This window comes from Rhizobium sp. BK377 (assembly GCF_014193935.1).
In the GTDB taxonomy this organism is placed as follows: domain Bacteria; phylum Pseudomonadota; class Alphaproteobacteria; order Rhizobiales; family Rhizobiaceae; genus Rhizobium.
Window position 1 is genome coordinate 217,424 of sequence record NZ_JACIAC010000008.1, and the last position, 19,738, is coordinate 237,161.

General features: G+C 59.1%; 21 protein-coding genes and 1 tRNA gene. 4 read left to right on the forward strand and 18 right to left on the reverse strand.

Annotated features, from left to right (window positions below; all coding sequences use genetic code 11):
• Nucleotides 1–95: 95 nt before the first annotated feature.
• The 9 genes from FHT92_RS26435 to FHT92_RS26475 form a co-directional block, all read right to left on the reverse strand.
• Entirely contained in the window at nt 96–800 is a 705-nt protein-coding gene (locus FHT92_RS26435) for a hypothetical protein (protein WP_183830865.1), read from the reverse strand.
• A gap of 97 nt (nt 801–897) precedes the next feature.
• A complete protein-coding gene (locus tag FHT92_RS26440) occupies nt 898–1,824 on the reverse strand; it encodes a DMT family transporter (protein ID WP_183830868.1) in 927 nt (308 codons plus the stop codon).
• A gap of 63 nt (nt 1,825–1,887) precedes the next feature.
• Nucleotides 1,888–2,613, reverse strand: a complete 726-nt coding sequence (lipB, locus tag FHT92_RS26445) for a lipoyl(octanoyl) transferase LipB (protein ID WP_183830870.1) — start codon at nt 2,611–2,613, stop codon at nt 1,888–1,890.
• A 128-nt stretch (nt 2,614–2,741) separates the two neighbouring features.
• Nucleotides 2,742–3,905, reverse strand: a complete 1,164-nt coding sequence (locus FHT92_RS26450) for a glutathionylspermidine synthase family protein (protein ID WP_183830871.1) — start codon at nt 3,903–3,905, stop codon at nt 2,742–2,744.
• Nucleotides 3,906–3,914: 9 nt separating this feature from the next.
• Nucleotides 3,915–4,487, reverse strand: a complete 573-nt coding sequence (locus FHT92_RS26455) for a DUF1190 domain-containing protein (RefSeq protein WP_183830873.1) — start codon at nt 4,485–4,487, stop codon at nt 3,915–3,917.
• A gap of 430 nt (nt 4,488–4,917) precedes the next feature.
• Nucleotides 4,918–5,002 (reverse strand) — tRNA-Leu (locus FHT92_RS26460).
• A 174-nt stretch (nt 5,003–5,176) separates the two neighbouring features.
• Nucleotides 5,177–5,548, reverse strand: coding sequence for a hypothetical protein (locus FHT92_RS26465; RefSeq protein ID WP_183747070.1), 372 nt, complete (start codon nt 5,546–5,548; stop codon nt 5,177–5,179).
• Nucleotides 5,549–5,876: 328 nt separating this feature from the next.
• Entirely contained in the window at nt 5,877–6,374 is a 498-nt protein-coding gene (locus tag FHT92_RS26470; RefSeq protein ID WP_183830875.1) for a BON domain-containing protein, read from the reverse strand.
• A 76-nt stretch (nt 6,375–6,450) separates the two neighbouring features.
• Nucleotides 6,451–6,945, reverse strand: coding sequence for a peptide deformylase (locus FHT92_RS26475; protein WP_183747076.1), 495 nt, complete (start codon nt 6,943–6,945; stop codon nt 6,451–6,453).
• A gap of 243 nt (nt 6,946–7,188) precedes the next feature.
• Between FHT92_RS26475 and mgtE the strand changes: the two genes are divergently transcribed.
• Nucleotides 7,189–8,604 (forward strand): magnesium transporter, encoded by a 1,416-nt coding sequence (gene mgtE, locus FHT92_RS26480; RefSeq protein WP_183747079.1) that lies wholly within the window; start codon nt 7,189–7,191, stop codon nt 8,602–8,604.
• A 65-nt stretch (nt 8,605–8,669) separates the two neighbouring features.
• Nucleotides 8,670–9,062 carry a MerR family transcriptional regulator gene (locus tag FHT92_RS26485; RefSeq protein ID WP_007826104.1) on the forward strand — a complete coding sequence of 131 codons (393 nt, stop codon included), beginning with the start codon at nt 8,670–8,672 and terminating at the stop codon, nt 9,060–9,062.
• Here the strand turns inward: FHT92_RS26485 and FHT92_RS26490 are convergent, their stop codons facing one another.
• Both FHT92_RS26490 and FHT92_RS26495 read right to left on the reverse strand, forming a co-directional pair.
• The gene (locus tag FHT92_RS26490) at nt 9,063–10,082 is read right to left on the reverse strand and encodes a heparan-alpha-glucosaminide N-acetyltransferase (protein ID WP_183830877.1); all 1,020 of its coding nucleotides are present in this window, start codon (nt 10,080–10,082) and stop codon (nt 9,063–9,065) included.
• Complete coding sequence (locus tag FHT92_RS26495) at nt 10,083–10,850, reverse strand: DUF599 domain-containing protein (RefSeq protein WP_183747603.1); 768 nt, start codon at nt 10,848–10,850, stop codon at nt 10,083–10,085. It abuts the gene before it with no gap.
• Nucleotides 10,851–11,063: 213 nt separating this feature from the next.
• Between FHT92_RS26495 and FHT92_RS26500 the strand changes: the two genes are divergently transcribed.
• Together FHT92_RS26500 and FHT92_RS26505 are read left to right on the forward strand one after the other, a co-directional pair.
• Nucleotides 11,064–12,470 (forward strand): L-serine ammonia-lyase, encoded by a 1,407-nt coding sequence (locus FHT92_RS26500; protein ID WP_183830879.1) that lies wholly within the window; start codon nt 11,064–11,066, stop codon nt 12,468–12,470.
• 179 nt (nt 12,471–12,649) lie between these two features.
• On the forward strand, nt 12,650–13,087 hold the full coding sequence (locus FHT92_RS26505) for a DUF1489 family protein (RefSeq protein WP_183747087.1): 438 nt from the start codon (nt 12,650–12,652) through the stop codon (nt 13,085–13,087).
• Nucleotides 13,088–13,102: 15 nt separating this feature from the next.
• Here the strand turns inward: FHT92_RS26505 and FHT92_RS26510 are convergent, their stop codons facing one another.
• From FHT92_RS26510 to FHT92_RS26540, 7 genes are all read right to left on the reverse strand, one after another.
• Complete coding sequence (locus FHT92_RS26510) at nt 13,103–13,378, reverse strand: hypothetical protein (RefSeq protein WP_183830881.1); 276 nt, start codon at nt 13,376–13,378, stop codon at nt 13,103–13,105.
• 112 nt (nt 13,379–13,490) lie between these two features.
• The gene (locus FHT92_RS26515; protein WP_183830883.1) at nt 13,491–15,074 is read right to left on the reverse strand and encodes an SPOR domain-containing protein; all 1,584 of its coding nucleotides are present in this window, start codon (nt 15,072–15,074) and stop codon (nt 13,491–13,493) included.
• 119 nt (nt 15,075–15,193) lie between these two features.
• Entirely contained in the window at nt 15,194–15,940 is a 747-nt protein-coding gene (locus FHT92_RS26520; RefSeq protein WP_183830885.1) for a hypothetical protein, read from the reverse strand.
• A gap of 281 nt (nt 15,941–16,221) precedes the next feature.
• Nucleotides 16,222–16,827, reverse strand: coding sequence for a transglutaminase-like cysteine peptidase (locus tag FHT92_RS26525; RefSeq protein ID WP_183830887.1), 606 nt, complete (start codon nt 16,825–16,827; stop codon nt 16,222–16,224).
• A gap of 382 nt (nt 16,828–17,209) precedes the next feature.
• A complete protein-coding gene (pip, locus tag FHT92_RS26530; RefSeq protein WP_183830889.1) occupies nt 17,210–18,169 on the reverse strand; it encodes a prolyl aminopeptidase in 960 nt (319 codons plus the stop codon).
• Nucleotides 18,170–18,314: 145 nt separating this feature from the next.
• The gene (locus tag FHT92_RS26535; protein WP_183830891.1) at nt 18,315–18,926 is read right to left on the reverse strand and encodes a PilZ domain-containing protein; all 612 of its coding nucleotides are present in this window, start codon (nt 18,924–18,926) and stop codon (nt 18,315–18,317) included.
• 122 nt (nt 18,927–19,048) lie between these two features.
• Complete coding sequence (locus FHT92_RS26540) at nt 19,049–19,666, reverse strand: PAS domain-containing protein (RefSeq protein WP_183747102.1); 618 nt, start codon at nt 19,664–19,666, stop codon at nt 19,049–19,051.
• Nucleotides 19,667–19,738: the final 72 nt, after the last annotated feature.

The following is a 19,738-nucleotide window of genomic DNA, read 5'->3' on the forward strand; positions in this document are numbered from 1 at the left end:
CTCCACCCAGGAAATGCGTTCCGGAGTTTTACGCATAAAAAGCCGGAACGCACAATTGGGCTGAAGGATCAGGGACGGACGAAGATATCGGCAGGTCACGCAACCGCGGCTGCGACGACCGGCTCTTCGTCGATGATGCGCAGCCAGCGGCTGCGTCCCGGCTGGCCATAATCCTTGAGCTCGACCGAAGCCATGATCTCGCCCCAGCGCTGATGATTGGCGCCAGGCTGGGTTACCGCATCAATGCGCTGCAGCACACCATATTCGACCGGCGATACGCCGATGACGCCGCCCTCGCTGACGTTTCTCAAAACACGCATCAGGTAATCCACATCCTGCCGGGTGATGCTTTTGCGGTCGGTGGCGCGGGTCAGTTTGTAGCCGCCGAGATCCTCTGATAGCGCCAAGCGGAGCTGATCGAGCGCCAGGGCACGCAGCTCATCGGGCACGTGGGCGCTGAGTTCCATGACGTGCAGGATGAGCTCGAGCTCGAGCGCGGAATTGACGACGCCGTCGGTCGTGAACATGCGCATGATCCATGCAACGTTGATCTCGTCCAGCGAGCCCTGCGGATAGGTGTAATCGACGATGAAGCCTGCCAGCTGTTCAATGAAGAACGTGTTCCATTCGGCGCATTTTTCGGGGCAGGAACTATTGAGCGCCAACATCACCACGACATGATCGGATGTCCGGATTCCCTCCGGAAAGGTGTGTTTGCGCAGCAGCACTATGTCTTCGGCCGTAAGCCGATGCTTACCGGCGATGACACACGCCGGAAAAGCGAGACGGAACTCACTCATGTTTTATCTCCAGACTTCATCATGAAGCCGGAAATGATTTTATCGATACCGGATTGAAGATCCCTCAAGAAGGAGAGTTAACCGCAGATGCGGCATTTCATGCGGATTTTAATGATCGTGCCTGCAAACGCTCGCGCCAGATGATAAAAAGCCCCGATGCGACGATAATGGCGATGCCGATCCATTTGGAAACGTTCGGAAAATCGCCGAAGAGAGCGTAGCCGAGCACAGTCGCCGAAATGATCTCGAAATACTGGAATGGCGCAAGCAGCGAGAGCGGCGCAAGCCGGAAAGCCTTAACGACCAGCATGTGCGCATAGCCCGAGATCGTGCCGAGGATCAGCAGCAGGACGAGGCCGAGCCAGGAGGCGGGCAGGGAAGGCGTGAAGTCGGCATTGCCGAGGCTGCTTCCGACAAACATTGCGCCCGCCATGAAGATTGTGCCGCCGATGCCTGACATAGTCTGCATGGTCAGCGGCGAATCCGCCTCGCCGATGGCGCGATTGAGGAAGAGATAGAGCGAGAAGAGGAAGGCGCAGAAGACTGGCAGCAGCGCCTTCAGGCCGAAGATCTCATAGCTCGGCTGAATGACGATCATGGCGCCGCCGAAACCGACGACGATTGCCATCCAGCGGCGCCAGCCGACCTTGTCGCCGAGGAACAGCGCCGAGAGCGCCGCCAGCATGAAGGGCTCGACGAAATAGATGGCGAAGACATCGGCGAGCGGCATGTATTTGACGGCGACGAAGAAGAGCAGGCTCGCCGCACCATGCAGCGCGCCGCGCAGCAGGTTCATCCATGGCCGCTTGGCCGACAGCGCCCGTGTGCCGAACATGGCAAAGAGGATCGGCAGGGTGCAGACGAGTTGGAAGAAGAAGCGGTAGAAGGTTACCTGTCCGGGCGACATGTCTTCGAAGGTCGCCATATATTTGGCGATCGCATCCATCGTCGGCAGGATGGCCATGGCACCGGCCATGATGGCCATGCCCTGGAGGGGATTCTGGGTGGAGGGAGATTCGGACATGACGGCTGTTTCTTGCGGATGATGTCATCAACCACAGGAAGCCCGGGCAATCAAGGACGGCGATCAGGGACAGAGTGCTGTATCGTTGACGGTTTCGCCGAAGATCTCTTCGAAAGCGGCGCGCAGGCGGATGTCGGCGTCGACCATCGTCACGAGCAGGCCGAGATCGACGAGGCTGGTGACGCCATAGGCAGAGATGCCGCAGGGCACGATGCCGCCGAAATGATCGAGATCAGGATCGACGTTGAGCGACAGGCCGTGGAAGGTCACCCATTTGCGCAGGCGGATACCGAGTGCTGCGATCTTGTCTTCCGCCATGGTGCCGTCAGGCAGCAAGGGTCTCTCCGGCCGGCGGACCCACACGCCGACACGATCCTCGCGCCGCTCACCGCGCACATTCATCGAAGCGAGCGTGCGGATGATGACCTCTTCCAGCGCAGCGACGAAGGCGCGAACATCTTGCCTGCGCCGCTTCAGGTCGAGCATGACATAGGCGACACGCTGGCCGGGGCCGTGATAAGTGTATTCGCCGCCGCGGCCGGTGGCGAAGACCGGAAAACGATCCGGCTGGACGAGATCCTTGGCATCGGCGCTGGTGCCGGCCGTATAAAGCGGCGGATGCTCCAGCAGCCAGACGAGTTCGTCGCCGCCTTCTGAAATCGCTGCGACTTCCCGCTCCATCGTCTCCACCGCTTCCTGATAGGGAACGAGCCCGTCTGAGATGCGCCAGCGTACGGGGCGTGAGCCGAGTTTCGGGAGCATGGAAAAATCGAGATCGGTGCGTAGCATGGCAGTCCTTGGCGCAATCCGCAAAAATGGAAAGGGCGGGCGCGGGCTTCTATATGGACTTGGGCGAAGAGCGATTCAATCGCTCTTTGCGGCTGTCAGCCATCCTGGAGACGCAGGCGCCTGCGCAATCAATCCATAATGAAATGCGGGACGAAGCGGGAGAGGTTCTGGGTAATAGGCGATTTGTCCTCGCGGATGCAGATGCCGCAGGCTTCGCCGGCGACGACCCAGGAGCCGATGACGGCATAGTCATCGCCGAATTGGGGAAGCAGGCAGGTTTCCTGCAGGATGTAGCCCTCTTCGCCATATTCGCCGTCCACCTCGATTATCGTTTCCCCCGACGTCAACGTGACGTTTGCGCCTTCGCGCGACAGGAGCGGTTTTTTGACGGCGTTTTCCAGACGAAGCGCCTGCGGGTCGTCGGCGAAATAGGCGGGCAGCAGGTTCGGATGGTTGGGCGCCATTTCCCAGAGGACGGGGAGGAGGCCCTTATTCGATAACGTCATCTTCCAAAGCGGCTCGTGGATCTTTGTGGGCGTGGAGATGAGATGAGCGCCAAAATCCTCGTACACCATGAATTCCAGCGGGTAGAGCTTGAAGAGATTCTCCATCCGGCGGCCCTCCAGATCGGTGAACCAATTCTCTGGATCGATGCCTATCTCCCCCATATCGAGCAGCACCACTTCGAAGCCCGCCTGGAAGGCAACATCGGCAAGATATTTGGTCGTGAGGTAGTCTTCCTCATTGTCGGTAATACAGCCGAAATGGAAAACGCCGCTGTCGCTGGCATTCTTGAAATACTGGAAAGCAGCAATGAGCTTTTCATGGATCGAATTGAATTGGTCGGCATCTGCATTCAGCCGGCCCGATTGCTTCATATCCTGGAGCCATTCCCACTGGAGGACGGCGCTTTCGAAGAGGGAGGTCGGCGTATCGGCATTGAATTCGAAGAGCTTTGCCGGGCTCTTGCCGTCGTAGCGCAAATCGAAGCGGCCGTAGATATCGCGATCGGACCATTTCCAGGACCGCTGGATTGCCTCATGGAATACGGCCGGGATCGCCATGCGCGTCATCAATGCGGGATCGGCGCAAATGCAGTCGACCGCCTTGTAACAGAGCTGGAGGATGTCGTTGGTCGGGTCTTCCAGATCGTCTTCGATCTGCCCGAGCGTAAACTGGTAGGCGTGCCGCTCATCCCAATAGAGCTCGCCATACATGTGGTGGATGGTGAAATCGAGCGCCTCGAGTTTCTGCGCCCAGTCCGGCCTTTCACCTATCGCGATACGCTTCATTTCGGCGCCTCAAGATGCGGAAAAGTGGCGCGCTCCAAAACCGGAGCGGGCAAGCGTGGTCGTGAGGGCGGGAGGCTTATCGTGAGCGGCGGATTGATAGGCCATCTTGAAGCCCCCGGCCTTGTTGGTAACCAGAATGCCCCGAGCATCCACGAAACCCGGAACGTGGCGGCTCTCGTACAGCGCCGATGCGGGTACAGCCGGATAGTAGACGCCGTTCACCGTCTTGTCGGGCTGACCAATCAGATACCCGCCGAAATAAGGGCTGAAATGTCCTCCCCCGGTCGTATGGACAGAAGAGGTTTGCTCACAACGACCGTCGCCGAATTCCTCCTCGCAATCCTCACGTTTATCGTAGGAAGGGGAACTTTTCAGATGTTCATCGCGAGCGATCGCAAAGCTGTTTCTGCAGTCGTCAGGACCAAACTTGTTGTCCTTAAGGCAATCATCGACTGTCTTGTAGGCCGCCGTCTCCGTATCGCCGCGATATAGCGAATCGATGTAAACGCCGACAACAAGGGTTCCGAGAATCGCGAGTGCTACGCCTCCCTTGACGTATTCATAACGATCTTCCGATGTCATGCGGTCCCTCAATCGTTTATGCTATGCAGTTGCGCAGGCAGAGCGAAGATAAACGCCAAGCCGAATGCGCGGCTTGCGTTCGAATGTGTGACAAAGACTGGATCGTCGGTGAGCATGCACTACTCGCGCATGAACCGGCATCAGCGGGACGCTAGTCCCTTAGCGACACGTCAAAAATCGATGATAGAAATGATCTTCATGAAATGAACACCCCTGAACCCCTCAAGCGTTCCATTCATGTTCTCAATTCCAGATGGAAGTCAAGCGGCAGATTGCGCATCAGAATTGCAGCCGGCGCCAGCAGCTTTGTTCTGATACTCACGAGGGGCGGCATTGGCGGGAAGGGACTTGCGTCCTGAGGCAAGGGCTTATCTGTTAAAGAACTAAACCCTTGGCTAGAAAAGAAAAAACCCGCCGAAGCGGGTTTCTTTGGTGCGGTCGAGAAGACTCGAACTTCCACGGGTTGCCCCACAGCGACCTCAACGCTGCGCGTCTACCAATTCCGCCACGACCGCATCGTGGTAGGCCGATTTGCGTCGGCGAGGCAGCATGTAGCAAAAGCCTCTGACGGACACAAGCGCGATGTGACAGTTTTTTTTAAAAGCTTGTCCGAGGTGTGGATTACGCCGCGCTGAACATTGAATTTACAAGAGAAAAGGGCCGGAAGCCGGCCCTTTTTTCAGAACATCTCAATGCGTTGCGCGGCATGCTTCCGTGCGGCTTGCACCGCTATCTGCACCTTTCTGGTGCGAGCCCTTTGGGCCGATCATGCTGTGGCAATCCGGAAGCGGCCTGATACTGGCAGTCGCGGTGTTATCGACTTTCGCGGGCTTGGCCATCGCGGCCGGTGCGAAACCGTCGCTGTCATTCGTGTAGTCGCTGGAATAGGCCGGGGGGGAAACATGAGTCGGATAGTGGACGGGCTTTGCCGGCGCGACCGGCGTCGGGTAGAGGCCGTCACCATCGTTGGAATAATCGTCCATATATTTCGGCGCCGCGAAAGCAGCACTTGCCATGCTGACGGCAAACAGGGTGGCGGCGACAGCGATTTTCATACGCATGAGTCTATCTCCTCAATCTGTTGTTGAATTCAACAACACAGAACCAACCCTCGGCAAGGTCGAGTCCGCTCCCCAATTTGGGCAATTTTGTGAGAAAGTTGACGGCGATCTTGCGACGTTTTGTCCAAATGAAATCACATATTTGTCAATGCTCTTGAGAGGTGCGTTACCTTAGCGGCACAGATAATCGCCTGAGACGTCAGCACTTTCGCCAATATGACAATTCTGCAATCTTTAATTGATTAACTATTTGTAATTTTAGAGACATAAAACCGGAAAGCAGATCGCTTTCCGGGTTTGAAATGCGGCAACTTTGTGTTTTTCAGCCTCAATCCTCGTTCGGGATATGAGCATCGACACCGGTCGTCCGCAGGTGGTTTCGGACATGATGGACACCGTCTACCGACAGGGCGCCAAGTTCGACCTTGCGGGCAATGCCGATCGTTTCGACCGAACCCTCCAGCGTCACTGTATGACCGTCGGCGTGAACTTCCACACTGTCGATATCTACGTCGGGGATGTTCTCCAGGTTCTCGGTCACGCGGACTTCGAGGTCGTCGCTTTCGTCGCGGTCGATCGTATCAGGCTCGAGCGAATCCTTCAGGCGGTTTTCATTACCGTCCTCGTCGGTGCCATCGATGCGGAAACCGCTGTTGCGGTCGCGGTCGAAATTGGCCGAGGTTTCGCCATAAGCACGGTTTTCACTGCCGTCAGCCTTGGCGCCGCTACCGTCGGCATAGGGCCAGCCATCGTCCAGATTGCGCTCTTCGAAGTCGCGGTAGTCTTCCTCGCGGGAAAGCGGGGACTTGTCGTTAATGCGAGGCATTTCTGTCTCCTTCCGGTTTCACTGCAAGGCAAACGTCGGAAGGGTGCCATTGGTTCGCCCGATAGTGGCGCGAGCCTCAGCTTTTCGTCTTTTCCCATTTCCTGATCAGCCGGTCCCGCTTCAGCCGCGACAGGCGCTGCAGCCAGAAAATGCCGTCGAGTTGGTCGACTTCATGCTGGATACAGATGGCGAGGAAGCCGATGGCCTCTTCTTCATGCTGATGGCCATCCAGATCCTGGTAGCGAAAACGAACCGCCCTCGGCCGGATGACCTCATCCGTTGCACCCGGCATCGAGACACTGCCTTCCAGATGAACCATCGTCTCATCCGAAAACCACGTGATCTCTGGATTGGCGTAGATGCGCACGCCGTCCGCCTTGTCGAGCTCCAGTACCGTCAAGCGCTGGAAGACGCCGACATGGGCAGCGGTGATGCCGACGCCGGGTGCCGCGCGCATCGTCTGTAGCAGATCGTCGGCAAGCTCAGACAGGGCAGAATCGAACGAGCTCACCGGCGCGCAGACCGTCTTCAGGCCGGGATGCGGATAGCGGAGAATCGGGCGGATCGGCACAGCTAAGCTTCCTTTCGACAGATGGCAGCGGAAACTATAGCCGACCGCAGGCATTGTCATCAGAAAGCAAGGGTTTGCGCTTTACGGCAGAAGGGCTTTCGGTTAGCTGGTCAATGAGGATTCCGGCGGCCGCAAGGGCAGGGCGGAATTCACTTATCCGCTTGTTGACAATGCATTTTCAGCCGACATTCTCGAACGCGGCTCGATAGTCTTTGAAATCAAATAAGGATGCGAGGGCGGCCTATGACGACGACCGACACGGAAGACCGCAATCGCAAACGTCAAGCAGACGAAGACGTCGATATCTATAACGAAGACGGCAACGTGCGCAGCGATTTCCTGGCGCGCCTGGGTGCTGCCATCGCCGATCGCGACACGCTGTTTCTGCGCCAGAACGTCGCGCGCCTGCACGAATCGGAAATAGGCGACCTCCTGGAATCGATCCAGCCGGATCAGCGCCTGGCGCTGGTGCGCCTGCTCGGCGACGATTTCGATATGACGGCGCTGACCGAGGTGGACGAGACGATCCGCCGCGAGATCGTCGATCAGATGCCGAACGAGCAGATCGCGGCTGCCATCGGCGAACTGGATTCGGACGACGCCGTCTACATTCTCGAAGATCTCGATCAGGAAGACCGCGAAGAAATTCTCGCGCAGCTGCCGTTTACGGAGCGGGTTCGCCTTCGCCGCGCCCTCGATTATCCCGAAAGCTCTGCCGGCCGTCGCATGCAGACGGAATTCGTGGCCGTGCCGCCATTCTGGACGGTGGGGCAGACGATCGACTATATGCGCGACGAAGAGGATCTGCCCTATTCCTTCTCACAGATCTTCGTCATCGATCCGACCTTCAAGCTGCTCGGCGCCGTCGATCTCGACCAGATCCTACGCACCAAGCGACAGATGAAGATCGAAAACATCATGCGGGAAACGAACCATCCGATACCCGCCGAGATGGACCAGGAAGAGGCGGCCCAGCTCTTCGAACAGTATGACCTTCTTTCGGCTGCCGTCGTCGACGAGAACGAACGCCTCGTCGGCGTGCTCACCATCGACGACGTCGTCGACGTGATCCATGAAGAAGCGGACGAAGACATCAAGCGTCTCGGCGGTGTCGGCGACGAAGAACTCTCCGACAATGTGATCTCGACCGTGCGCTCGCGCTTCCTGTGGCTCTTGATCAATCTCGGCACGGCGATGCTGTCTGCCAGCGTCATCGGTCTCTTCGATGGTTCAATCGAGAAGATGATCGCGCTTGCCGTGCTGATGCCGATCGTCGCCTCCATGGGCGGCAATGCCGGTACGCAAACGATGACCGTCACCGTGCGCGCGCTCGCGACCCGCGATCTCGATATCTATAATGCCGGTCGCATCATCCGCAGAGAGGCGGGTGTCGGCATTTTGAACGGCATGCTCTTTGCCTTGCTGCTGGGCGTGATCGCGGGCACCTGGTTCCACAACTACCAGCTTGGCGCCGTCATCGGCGCGGCAATGATCATCAATCTGATCGCGGCGGCGCTTGCCGGCATCCTGCTGCCGCTGTTGCTCGACAAGATGGGCGCAGACCCGGCGATCGCCTCATCCGTCTTCGTCACCACCGTGACCGACTGCACCGGCTTCTTCGCCTTCCTCGGCATCGCGACATGGTGGTTCGGCATCTGAACAGATGCGGAAATTGACTATTACGTAAAAGTCAATATTATGCCGGGTCAATGACCGGGGATGAGATGCTAGTGAATAAGTATTATACCATAACGGAGCTGACGCGCGAATTCGGAGTGTCGACGCGCACGCTTCGCTTCTATGAAGACGAGGGTTTGATCCATCCGGAGCGCCGCGGTCGCACCCGGCTTTTTCGGCCCGCCGACCGGCGTCTCATTCAGGAAATCCTGCGCGGCCGGCGCATCGGCTTCACCATTGCCGAAATCCGCGAAATCATTCAGGTCTACAAGGAGCCGCCGGGCGAGCTCGGCCAGCTTAAGCTTCTGATGAAGCGCGTCGACGAGAAGCGCGAAGACCTGCGCCAGAAGCGCAAGGATATCGATGAGACGATCACCGAGCTCGACAATATCGAGGAGGCCTGCCTTGGCCGCCTCGCCGAAATCGGCGTCACCACCTGATTATTGCTGAGGCACGGGCTGTGACTGCGGCGCTGGCTCTATTTCGGCGCTGCACTGGCTGGCAAGCGCCATGATCCGCTCATCATCCGCCTTGACCTCGCCAGCTTGGAACGGTGTGAAGAGTTGCTGCGCCTGCAGCTTATCGAGCGTGCACTGGCAGAAGCTGCGGCAGAGCGCTTCGCCCTGCTCGACCGTGCAGGAGGTATTGCACTGGCGCAGATAGGTCGCCGCCGGATCAGGCTTTGGCGGTGCAACGATAAAGGTCAGGCCATAGGCAATGGCGATCAGCACCGGTTGGTGGATGAGGTAGAAGGCAAGGCTGTGGCGGCCGAGGCGCGCAAACCATGTCCGACCCGTGCCTAACGCGGCCAGCCGCAGGGGCAGGTTCGTGCGGAAGGCGAGGCGCGCCAAGCCCATGCCGAGGAGGAAGGGGATAGCCCAGGGAAAGAGCGGCACAAAATCGTTCGACCGGTCAGGTGTCGCCGCAAAGCCGAGCCAGGCCAGATATTTCGGGTCGAACAGGTGCGAATCCAGCACGCCCGGCATCACGAAGGCATCGGCGATCCAGGCGACGAACAGCGTAAGCGTGGCAAGCAGCGTCACCGGCAAGGGCAGGCGCAGGAAGACCACGCCGATGAGGCTCAGAATTGCGATGGAATGCAGGATGCCGAAATAGATCCATTCGCCAGGCACGAAGTAGGCGGTCGCAGCCGATATGACCACGGCCGCACCGGCGATCATGCCAAAACGCTTCCAGAAGGCACGCCAGCGCATGTCCGGCCGGCTGGCAAGCACCAGGCTGACGCCGACGATGAAGAGGAAGGTGGTGGCGATCGCCCGGGCATAGATCTTCAACCAGCCGGTCTCGGCCGTTCCGGCCTGCAGATAGCCCATGAACTCCAGATCCCAGCTGAAATGATAGGTTGCCATCGCAATGAGCGCGGCACCCCGCGCCGTATCCACGAGGCCGACGCGCGGCGTTTTTGCACCAGCCGCCGCTTCCGTTGCCGACACTATCATTCACAATCCCCCGGACAGTTCGTCGCCGTCGCTCGCCGACGGCTTGTCGCGCTGAACAGCAGAAAGGTGGAGATTTGGTGGCGGATTGGCGTCCATGATGGCGAGGCGCGCTTCCGAAAAGAATTGCCGGCGGGTCAGGACCACAATGACCATCGCCGTCGTCCCCATAAAAACATAAGGGTTGATGAACCAGCCGAGATAACCGATGGACAGGAAAATCGCCCGAAGACCCTCGTTGAAATGGCCGCCTGCGATGACATTCATGCGAATGACACGCTCTGCTGCGCGCTCGGCGGCGATCACGTCCTTTTCCGTATCATGCACCATCGGAATGCCACCGAAGAGAATGGTGCAATAGTTGAAGAGCCGGTACGACCAGCCGAATTTGAAGAAGGCGTAGCCGAAGAGGGCAGCGAGGCCGCCGACCTTCATCTCAAAGACCGCATGGCCGCTGTGGAAGACGAAAGGCAGATCGGCGAAGACCGCATCCACCTTTTCCGTCGCACCGAGCAAGGCAAAACAGCTTCCTACCGCGAAGATGGATGTGGAGGCGAAAAAGGCCGTGCCGTTCTGCAGCCCGGCCATGATCTGGGTGTCGATCATCTTCAAATCGCGGCGCAGAGAATTATATATCCATTCGCGCCTTCGCTCCGCCATGGCATGGGTCAGGCTCGTGCGCCCGAAGAAAGTCTGGCCGTGCAGCAGCCAAGAATAGCCCATCCAGATAAAGATAAAGAAGGCAAGCGCGATATAATCCGCCGTCGTCATCATCAGTGATTCATTTCCCGCATCAAACGCGGCCACTCTACATATGCATGTGATTGCTGCAATGACCGGCAAGATGAGAACGACTGGCAAATTGGCCCACTTCGAACTAGTGTCCGGCCGGATGTCGCACCGGTTCAAGGCGATGTCGGTCCGCCACGCGGATGCGAAATCGGGCTCGCATAGTCTGCATCGTGAAATTTAAAAGGCGCTTCCATGTTTCTTTCGGTATTCGATGTGTTCAAGATCGGTGTCGGGCCGTCGAGTTCGCACACGATGGGGCCGATGACGGCTGCCAACCGGTTCCTTGAGCTCATTCTGTCCAACGAATGGCCGCGTCCTTCCACAGGCGCGCAGGTGGCAGCCATCAAGGTCAGCCTGCACGGTTCCCTCGCCCATACGGGAATAGGCCATGGAACGGGCAGGGCCGTCATCCTCGGACTGATGGGAGAGGCGCCCGATAAGGTCGATCCGGATCGCATGGATGCGATCATCGACGAGGTAGAAAAGAGCGGCCGAATCACGCCCGAGGGGCATCCAGCCTACCAGTTCCGGCCGAAAACGGACCTGATCTTCGACAAGAAGCAGCCGCTGCCGGGTCACGCCAACGGCATGAGCTTTTCCGCCTATGACAAGGACGGTCGGCTTCTCGTCAAGCGCATCTATTATTCCGTCGGCGGCGGCTTCGTCGTCACCGATACCGAGTTGGAGCAGATGCGGGCGCGCAAAAAGGCATCCCAGGGCAGTTACAAGGTGCCCTATCCCTTCGCCAGCGCCAAGCAGATGCTGGAAATGGCCGAACGGTCCGGTCTGACCATCGCGCAGATGAAGCGCGCCAATGAGGAAAGCCAACGCAGCCGCGAAGAACTGAATGCCGGCCTCGACAGCATCTGGGAAGCGATGCGCGCCTGCATCGAGCGTGGACTGAAGGTCGAAGGTGTCATGCCCGGCGGCCTCAACGTCAGACGCCGCGCCAAGCATATTCACGACAAGCTGCAGGAGGAGTGGCGCAGCAACCGGATCAATCCGTTGCTCGCCAACGACTGGTTGAGCGTCTACGCGATGGCGGTCAACGAGGAGAATGCCGCGGGCGGGCGCGTGGTGACGGCGCCGACCAATGGCGCGGCGGGCGTCATCCCCGCGACGATCCGGTACTATGAGCATTTCCATGAGGACTGGGACCAGAACGGAATCCACGACTATCTGCTGACGGCAGCGGCGATCGGCGGCATCATCAAACACAATGCGTCGATCTCGGGCGCAGAAGTCGGCTGTCAGGGCGAGGTCGGTTCAGCCGCCGCCATGGCAGCCGCAGGCCTCGCAGCCGTCATGGGCGGCACGCCGGCCCAGATCGAAAATGCCGCGGAAATCGCGCTCGAACACCATCTCGGCATGACCTGCGATCCGATCGCCGGCCTGGTGCAGGTTCCCTGTATCGAGCGCAATGCGTTGGGTGCGGTGAAGGCAGTCACGGCCGCATCCCTCGCAGTGAAGGGCGACGGTCAGCATTTCGTGCCGCTCGATGCCTGTATTGAGACAATGCGCCAGACGGGCTACGACATGAGCGAGAAGTATAAGGAAACCTCGACTGGGGGCCTTGCCGTCAACGTCGTCGAATGCTGAGTTTGTGGACGCCGTTGCTTCGGCTCTTTGTTTTACGCATCCCGTATCGCAAAACCGCGATACACTTTTGCTCGACATGCTTTGTTTAACGCATGTCGTTGACGCAAAACCGCGGTACACTTTTGCGCGACATGCTTTAGCCGCTTGACGCTGCCGATCAAAAGGATTTCAACGGCAGCATGGCACTAAATCTCATCAAGCTCTGCGTCGGCTGCGACTCGATCGAAGACCTGCGCGAATGGGTCGCCGAGCGCTCGCTGCGCGCCATTGCTGCCGGAATGGAGCCACACTCGGTCCATACGACCCGCATGGTACCGAAGCGCGTGGAAGAGCTGCTCGACGGCGGTTCACTCTATTGGGTGATCAAGGGGCAGGTGCAGGCCCGGCAAAAGATCCTAGACATCAAGACATTTACAGATGGAGAAGGGATCGGCCGCTGCCATCTGGTACTCGGTCCGGAGGTGGTCGAAACCTCGGTCCAGCCAAAGCGCGCCTTCCAGGGCTGGCGCTATTATCCGGATGAGGACGTGCCGCGCGATCTCCACAGTCTTGGCGCAGGCATTGCGGAAATGCCCGCGGATCTTCGCCGCGAGCTTTCTGAACTCGGATTGCTATAGGGCTTTTCGTGCACCTTATCGCAGTCGCAGAATGACCGGCGAATTGCCCTCGGGCGACGTGATGTGCAAATGGATATGCGCTTCCGGCTGCGAGTAGCGCCACGCGCGCGCACCGTGGCACAGCAGCAGGTTGATGAGATCACGGGTCTTCGGCGATCTTGCCTTAGGGCGCTGCAGGCCAATTTCGGCAAGACGCAGCGCTGCTTCGTGCAGCGGATGCAAACCAGAGCGGCCCTTGTTGACCGCTCGGCGGCCGGCAGGCGCATTTGGAATATTCTCGTTGATCGACATCATCTTCCTCGTACGCAATACAAATCGAACTAGGATCGACTGCCGGCGGCGCGAACACCACAGCCGGCAGACAGGGGTGCTGCCAAATCAGTCATAGGCAGCGCCAGATATTTCATTGGGCGGCTGCCCAGCACTTGACACCGGCCTTCTTCAGGGCCTTGCAGGCGTTGACCGCGTCACGTTGCTCATCGAAGCCGCCGAAGCGGGCGCGGTAGATCTGGTCGCCTCCATTGCCGTAGGCGACGGCAAAAGGCTTGGCGGAGCTCAGCGCTTTGCCGCCTTTGGCCTTGGCGTTTGCCAGAAGGTCCATCGCCGTTTCACGGTTCGAGGAGACGCCGATCTGTACGACCCAGCCAGATGGCTGCGGCATTTCCCTCGCGGCAACTTCCTTTGCAGGAGCTGCCTTGGTGGAGGCCGTCGTCAGCTCGTCGACGGAGGTGTCGCCCTGTTCCGGCGGCATATAGGCGGGTGCCGGCGTCGGCACGGCGAAGGAAGCCTGTTCCTGCTGCTGCTTGATCGCGACCGTCTTAACCCTGGTCGGAGACGGCATCGGCTGCGTCAGCAAGGGATTGTCCGTTTTGGGTGCGGCGGTTTCCGCATAGGCAACTTCCGTGCTTGCCGTCCGATAACGGCTGTCCGGAAGCGGACCCTTAGGCGGCAGGCCGACATCGGCAGCGGCTGCCGTGACCGGCGACTGGTTGGCGGCGATCGTTTTCTTTTCCGTCAACTGGGCGACCTTGGCAGGAGAAACCGGCGCAGGCGTTTCGATCATCTCAGGCATTGGCTTCGACTGGGCGACGAGCATCCCGCCACTGGCGGAGGCCTTCGGCAGATAGGTGGCGAGCAGCGTGCGCATCTGCGAATCGCGGGCAGGGGTGGAGGCACCGCCGAGAACCACGCCGACGATCGACTTGCCATCGACCTGCAGGGAGCTGACCAGATTGAAGCCGGCAGCGCGGGTGTAGCCGGTCTTGATGCCATCGACGCCGCGGACGGAACCCACCAGGCGATTATGGCTGCGGATCACGCGGTTGCCGAACTTGAAGGCACGCGCGGAGAAATAACCGTAATATTGCGGGAAATGCTGACGAAGGGCGATGCCGAGGCGAGCCTGATCGCGAGCCGTCGTCATCTGCGCGGTGTTCGGCAGGCCATTGGCATTGCGATAGGTGGTGCGCGTCATACCGAGCGCATGCGCTTTGGCCGTCATCATCTGCGCGAAGCGATCTTCCGAACCGCCGAGCATTTCGCCGAGCGCCGTTGCCGCATCATTGGCAGACAGCGTCACAAGGCCGAGGATACCCTGTTCGACAGTGATCGTGCCGCCGGCGCGTACACCAAGCTTGGTCGGCGCTTGGGCTGCAGCGTGAGCGGAGAAGGGGACAGGCGTATCGAGGCGAATGCGGCCCTGCTCGAGCGCCTCGAAAGTCATGTAAAGCGTCATCATCTTCGTGAGCGACGCCGGATACTGCAGACGGTCGGCATTCTCGCTGTAGAGAACATTTCCCGTCCGTGCATCGACGACGATACCGGCATATTTCGGATTTGCAGCTTCCGCTTCGGCATTGACCGAGTCGACCGCGACGACCGCGATAGCCATCGAAAGGATCGTCAGCACCTTTGCGAGGAAACCGGCAGACCGTGGCGATGATACGGAGGAAATTGACCTTGACACTATTCCACTCTTCGCTTGCATTTTGGACGTTCGGCGGGTCACGCGCCCCCTACTGCGTAACCGGCTGTCTTGGAAAACTACCGGTTCAGCGTTACCAATCCGTTTATGATGAATCGTTTCTTCAGACATTTGCGGGGATTTTAGCGGAGTGTTGCAGACCGGCTCACGAGCCGGGTTTCCACAAAGGTCCTGATCGCGGCATCAATATGGTCCCAGTCGGCCAAATGACGGCTTGAGAACCGGTAAAGCACACTTAAATCCTTGCCGACCTTGATATCGCGCTGGCAATCGCCGCTGGTTGCCATTTCTGCAGACGAGGGCAGGACGCAGCGCACGACATAATCGGCCCTTCCTTCGCGCGGCGCGGTCAGCAGAACTTCGCCGTTGTAACCGGCGTCCGCACGAAGGCGGAGCAGCGTCAGGCCATGCGCAAAGGGTTCGGAGGCACCATCCATCAGATGCGAATAGATCGGCTCCAGCCGACCCGACATGTCCCGCGACATCGTGCCTTGGGTGATCTGCAGGAAAATCAGGCCTGACGACTGGGCAATGTCGTCGAAGCGCTGGCGCGTTTGCTTGCTGTAGCCATGCAGTTCCGGCCAGGTGAGATAGAGATCGACCCGTTCGGCGGCACCGTCATGACGTTCGCTGGGGAAGCGAATCGTATTGGCGGGCAGGGCAATGGTGTCGCGGCCGATGGTGAGCGTGATTCCGGCATTGCTTTCCGTATTGCCAGCAAGCGAAATGTGACGGCCGAACCAGCGGCCGGCAATGCTGATCGCCACCGTCAGCAGCGCCAAGACCGCAATCGTCGCCGTGACGCGGACCAGGAAGCGGGTCGAAACAAGAGGCTGCTCGCCAGGATGGCCCGCGGCGGAATGGCTCATCGTCGTCCTCGGATGTCGGGCCGCCGTAAGAGAACACGAGTCGTCGGTGCCGGTGATGAATCTCAAGGAGATGATGGGACAGCGAGGGTTAACGAGCCGTTAACTCAACCAAGCATCGGCCCGATTGCGGTTTCATAGAGTAGAGCGCGTGCGTCAGGATGGAGGCAGGCGCGCCAAAAGGGAGTGCCACAAAAGAAGCGAGCCGTTCCCGGGACAGCGGGAACGGCTCTGGGCGCCGGTCGGGACGGGGATGCGGGGACTGACCGGGGCCGGTATGCCTGTTACTTCACACTGCCCACAGCGACGGCGCGGCCGTCCTGCAGCTTCGTCCAGCGAGCCGGATCGTCAGCGGACTGGCGCTTCAGGTATGTATATTCGGTATCCGACCACAGCAGCACCTTGTTGCGCATGTTGTCGAGAATGAAGTCGCCATGGTCGGTGCGCACCGTCAGCACGGCGTGGCCTTCGCCATTCGGCTGCAGCACGACCGTTATCAGCGTATCGGACGGTGAGAGGCCGGCATCGATCAGCATCTTGCGCTTCAAGAGAGCGAAATCCTCGCAGTCACCGACTGTGCGCGGATAGGCCCAACGCTCCTCGACACCGTAGATCTCCTTGTCCGTCATCGGTTGGATGGTGGAGTTGACGGTGTAGTTGATTTTGAGAATTTCCTTCCAGCGATCCTCGGTCAGGATCGCCGGGCCGGCATCGCCGCCGGCATAGGCACATTCACTCGGATTGGCCTGGCAGAATTCATAGTGCCCGATCGGCGGGCTCGCGTTGCCTGCAAGCGTCATGCTGGCGGAGGCTGCCTGTCCTGCGCCCGCCATTGCCACTGTCATGCCAACAGCCAGAAGGCCGCCTTTCAGTAGATTTCGAATTGACATTATCGTCTCCCCGTTATGAGGACGACAATGACACGGACATTTTTATCTCACGCAAAATTACGCAATCAAATTAAAGGCTTAGTTGATTCAAATACGCAGAGAACTTGAATCAAATCCATCTCGAATACGACTAAAATTAAAACCGCTTTCGTCGCAAATTTGATTAAAATTGGAGCTTTGTGAAAAAGGCTTTTGGACGGGAAATGGCCGAAAAGCGGACAGGCTGTTAACGGTTTTCGATAAGCCGGATAAATTTCTGCAGCCGCCTCTGGTGGGAATGGCAGTTGGCGCAAGTAGGACTGCGGCTCATAAAAGGGCGGAATCGCTGCTCCAAAAGCCGATTATGGCTCAGGTCCGAATTTGCGGCCGAAAAAATAATTCGTCAGAGGTCACGAAATTTGTTCGTCGCTGAGACGATCGCGGCGGCAATATCGACGTTTCCGGTGGAATGCGCCGCCTTCGGCAGCACCACAAGTTCGACACCGGGCCATGCGCGGGCAAGTTCCCAGGCGGTGACAAGCGGCGCTTCCATATCGAAACGCCCGTGGATGAGGATTCCCGGAATGCCCGCGAGGCGAGGGGCATTTTTCAGGAGGATGCCGTCTTCCAGCCACGCGCCCTTACGAAAATAGTGGGTGATGATACGCGCGCGCATCAGAAGGTACCGCGGATCGGACCAGCGACGCGGCAGGCCGGCGGGATCTGCAAGCAGAATCGTGGCCGCTTCCCATTCATGCCAGTCCCGCGCTGCCTGCAGCCGCACCTGCTCTTCTGGATCGTTGAGCAGATGATGATAGGCGCTAATACGGTCCATATTGCGAATCTCCGGCGGCAGCGCCTCGCCGAACCGGTGCCATTCCTCGGGGAAGAGCGGCGCCATGCCGCGATAGAGCCAGTCGATTTCAGAGCGGCGCGTCGTCGTAACGCCAGCAATGACGATGCCGTTGACATAGGCGGGGTGGGTTTGCGCATAGGCGAGCGCCAGCGTCGAGCCCCAGGAATTTCCGAAGATCGTCCACTTTTCCACGCCGAAGATGCTGCGCAGCCTCTCTATATCCTCGATCAGATGGGCAGTCGTGTTACGGGAGAGGTCAGTCGTGGCGTCGGCGGCATTGGGCAGGCTGCGTCCGCAGTTGCGCTGATCGAAGAGGATGATGCGGTAGACCGAGGGATCGAAATAGCGCCGTGCTGTCGTCGAGCAGCCTGAACCCGGTCCGCCATGCACGACGAGCGCGGGCTTGCCTACCGGATTGCCGCAAGCCTCCCAATAGATAAGGTTGCCGTCGCCTGTATCGAGCAGGCCGTGTTCATAAGGTTCGATTTCCGGAAACAGGACTGACATGACCGTGACCTTTGTTGAGGCGAGCTGTATCCTTCAAATCTGCGACGGATAGATGACGGACATGGAATTCCACGACATTCGTGCCGCATAGGCTGACAGGCCCGAACCGGACCCAAAACCGCTGCACACTTTTGCTGGAATTGCTTCAGAGAAATTCGCGGAGTGTCTCGCGCGACTGGACCGACAGGAACTCGATCGCAACACCTTCCGAGAAATGGCGGACGACGCGACCGCGCATGTTGCCGAGACGAACGGGCGTACCAAGCGGCGGGCGCACTTCGCAATCGACGGCGGCGCCCGAGAGCGAAAGATCCATGATACGGCAGATGTAGCGCGTATCGTCGTCTAGCGTGAGTTCGGTCTTGGTCTCGCGCGGGGTCAGACGATCATGACGGCGATCTTCCGGCAGGCCGAGCTCGTGTTTGTTGGCAAGCCAGGTGAGCTGGGCCGCGAGCTTCTCGCGCTTGCGCTCGGTGGCGTTGATCGACATGGTGAAACCGCGCATATCGACCATCTGCACGTGGCCTTCGACGCGGCCGAGATGATCGATGTAGGCGACGACGCGTTCATTGGCGCGCGGGCGGCCAGCGCAGGTGACATACATGTCGCCGGGCGACATATCGATCACCATGCACTCGAATTCTTCGTAATTCGCAAGCATCAGCCGGCCCTGCATGTTGATGGGCACGCGCTGGAACACTCCCTGTTCAGGGCGCGGCGCAGGTCGGTGCGTCTGAGCGGGCTGGAACGAGTGCATCAAAGGGCTTCTTCATGAAATCGCTGGGTCTAATCCTTACCCGCAATCCATTAACAGAAGGTTGTGGGAACGACCCGCCCGTAACCCTAAAGTATTATGGGCGGCGACCCAAAATGCGACGGTCAGCGGGCTGCTGCCCCATGCAGGAAATGCGACATGGCACGCAGCATGGACCGGCCGAACGTGGCCTGTTTTTCAGCGGCGACCTCGGCAGGACGACGCGGCTCGGCCTGGGCCGCACGACCGAACTTGTCATGCAGCAGCCGGCTGCGGTCGAGAGCGAGAAACTCCAGCGGCACGATCTCCAGCCAGCTTGCAGCAGCGGCAGGCGCGATGGCGCCAAGCAGCCGGTCGCAGCCGGCTTCCGGCGAACGGAGCGGCATCATGATAATCTCGAAGATCGCATCATGGCCGGCGATGCTGTAGCCAGTCGCGTTGAAAAGCGTCGGGATCGCATGAGCCATCACGCCCTGTGCCGTCTTTTCGATATCTTCGTGCTGGCCATTGGCCCAGAGGGTGGAAAAGCGCTCGCCGCGCAGATCGCGGCCGAAGAGATCGCAGATCTTGGTGCCGGCGAGACGGAAGCGGATATGCCGGTCTTCGCCGGTCTCCAGTATGAAGAGGCTCGCCAGGAGGTGAGGGATCGCGCCGGGTTCGATTTGCGATTTCAGCGGCGCATCCCGCCCGCCGCGCAGAGCATTCCAGTAGTCGAATATGTCGATCGTGATCTGAAGGCGCATGGCAGTGTCTCATTTCGGTTCATTAGGGTGCGGTTTTCGCCCCTTCACCTTCTACCTTGCGGATTTCATGCC

What these genes read in the sequence shown, in the direction of transcription:
- FHT92_RS26540 (WP_183747102.1), bottom strand. Translation starts at nt 19,666, where the DNA reads ATGCGCCTTCAGATCACGATCGACATATTCGACTACTGGAATGCTCTG.
- FHT92_RS26535 (WP_183830891.1), bottom strand. Translation starts at nt 18,926, where the DNA reads ATGCACTCGTTCCAGCCCGCTCAGACGCACCGACCTGCGCCGCGCCCT.
- FHT92_RS26440 (WP_183830868.1), bottom strand. Translation starts at nt 1,824, where the DNA reads ATGTCCGAATCTCCCTCCACCCAGAATCCCCTCCAGGGCATGGCCATC.
- FHT92_RS26525 (WP_183830887.1), bottom strand. Translation starts at nt 16,827, where the DNA reads ATGTCAATTCGAAATCTACTGAAAGGCGGCCTTCTGGCTGTTGGCATG.
- FHT92_RS26450 (WP_183830871.1), bottom strand. Translation starts at nt 3,905, where the DNA reads ATGAAGCGTATCGCGATAGGTGAAAGGCCGGACTGGGCGCAGAAACTC.
- mgtE (WP_183747079.1), top strand. Translation starts at nt 7,189, where the DNA reads ATGACGACGACCGACACGGAAGACCGCAATCGCAAACGTCAAGCAGAC.
- FHT92_RS26485 (WP_007826104.1), top strand. Translation starts at nt 8,670, where the DNA reads ATGCTAGTGAATAAGTATTATACCATAACGGAGCTGACGCGCGAATTC.
- FHT92_RS26515 (WP_183830883.1), bottom strand. Translation starts at nt 15,074, where the DNA reads ATGCAAGCGAAGAGTGGAATAGTGTCAAGGTCAATTTCCTCCGTATCA.
- pip (WP_183830889.1), bottom strand. Translation starts at nt 18,169, where the DNA reads ATGTCAGTCCTGTTTCCGGAAATCGAACCTTATGAACACGGCCTGCTC.
- lipB (WP_183830870.1), bottom strand. Translation starts at nt 2,613, where the DNA reads ATGCTACGCACCGATCTCGATTTTTCCATGCTCCCGAAACTCGGCTCA.
- FHT92_RS26520 (WP_183830885.1), bottom strand. Translation starts at nt 15,940, where the DNA reads ATGAGCCATTCCGCCGCGGGCCATCCTGGCGAGCAGCCTCTTGTTTCG.
- FHT92_RS26490 (WP_183830877.1), bottom strand. Translation starts at nt 10,082, where the DNA reads ATGATAGTGTCGGCAACGGAAGCGGCGGCTGGTGCAAAAACGCCGCGC.
- FHT92_RS26510 (WP_183830881.1), bottom strand. Translation starts at nt 13,378, where the DNA reads ATGTCGATCAACGAGAATATTCCAAATGCGCCTGCCGGCCGCCGAGCG.
- FHT92_RS26455 (WP_183830873.1), bottom strand. Translation starts at nt 4,487, where the DNA reads ATGACATCGGAAGATCGTTATGAATACGTCAAGGGAGGCGTAGCACTC.
- FHT92_RS26495 (WP_183747603.1), bottom strand. Translation starts at nt 10,850, where the DNA reads ATGACGACGGCGGATTATATCGCGCTTGCCTTCTTTATCTTTATCTGG.
- FHT92_RS26505 (WP_183747087.1), top strand. Translation starts at nt 12,650, where the DNA reads ATGGCACTAAATCTCATCAAGCTCTGCGTCGGCTGCGACTCGATCGAA.
- FHT92_RS26435 (WP_183830865.1), bottom strand. Translation starts at nt 800, where the DNA reads ATGAGTGAGTTCCGTCTCGCTTTTCCGGCGTGTGTCATCGCCGGTAAG.
- FHT92_RS26465 (WP_183747070.1), bottom strand. Translation starts at nt 5,548, where the DNA reads ATGCGTATGAAAATCGCTGTCGCCGCCACCCTGTTTGCCGTCAGCATG.
- FHT92_RS26500 (WP_183830879.1), top strand. Translation starts at nt 11,064, where the DNA reads ATGTTTCTTTCGGTATTCGATGTGTTCAAGATCGGTGTCGGGCCGTCG.
- FHT92_RS26470 (WP_183830875.1), bottom strand. Translation starts at nt 6,374, where the DNA reads ATGCCTCGCATTAACGACAAGTCCCCGCTTTCCCGCGAGGAAGACTAC.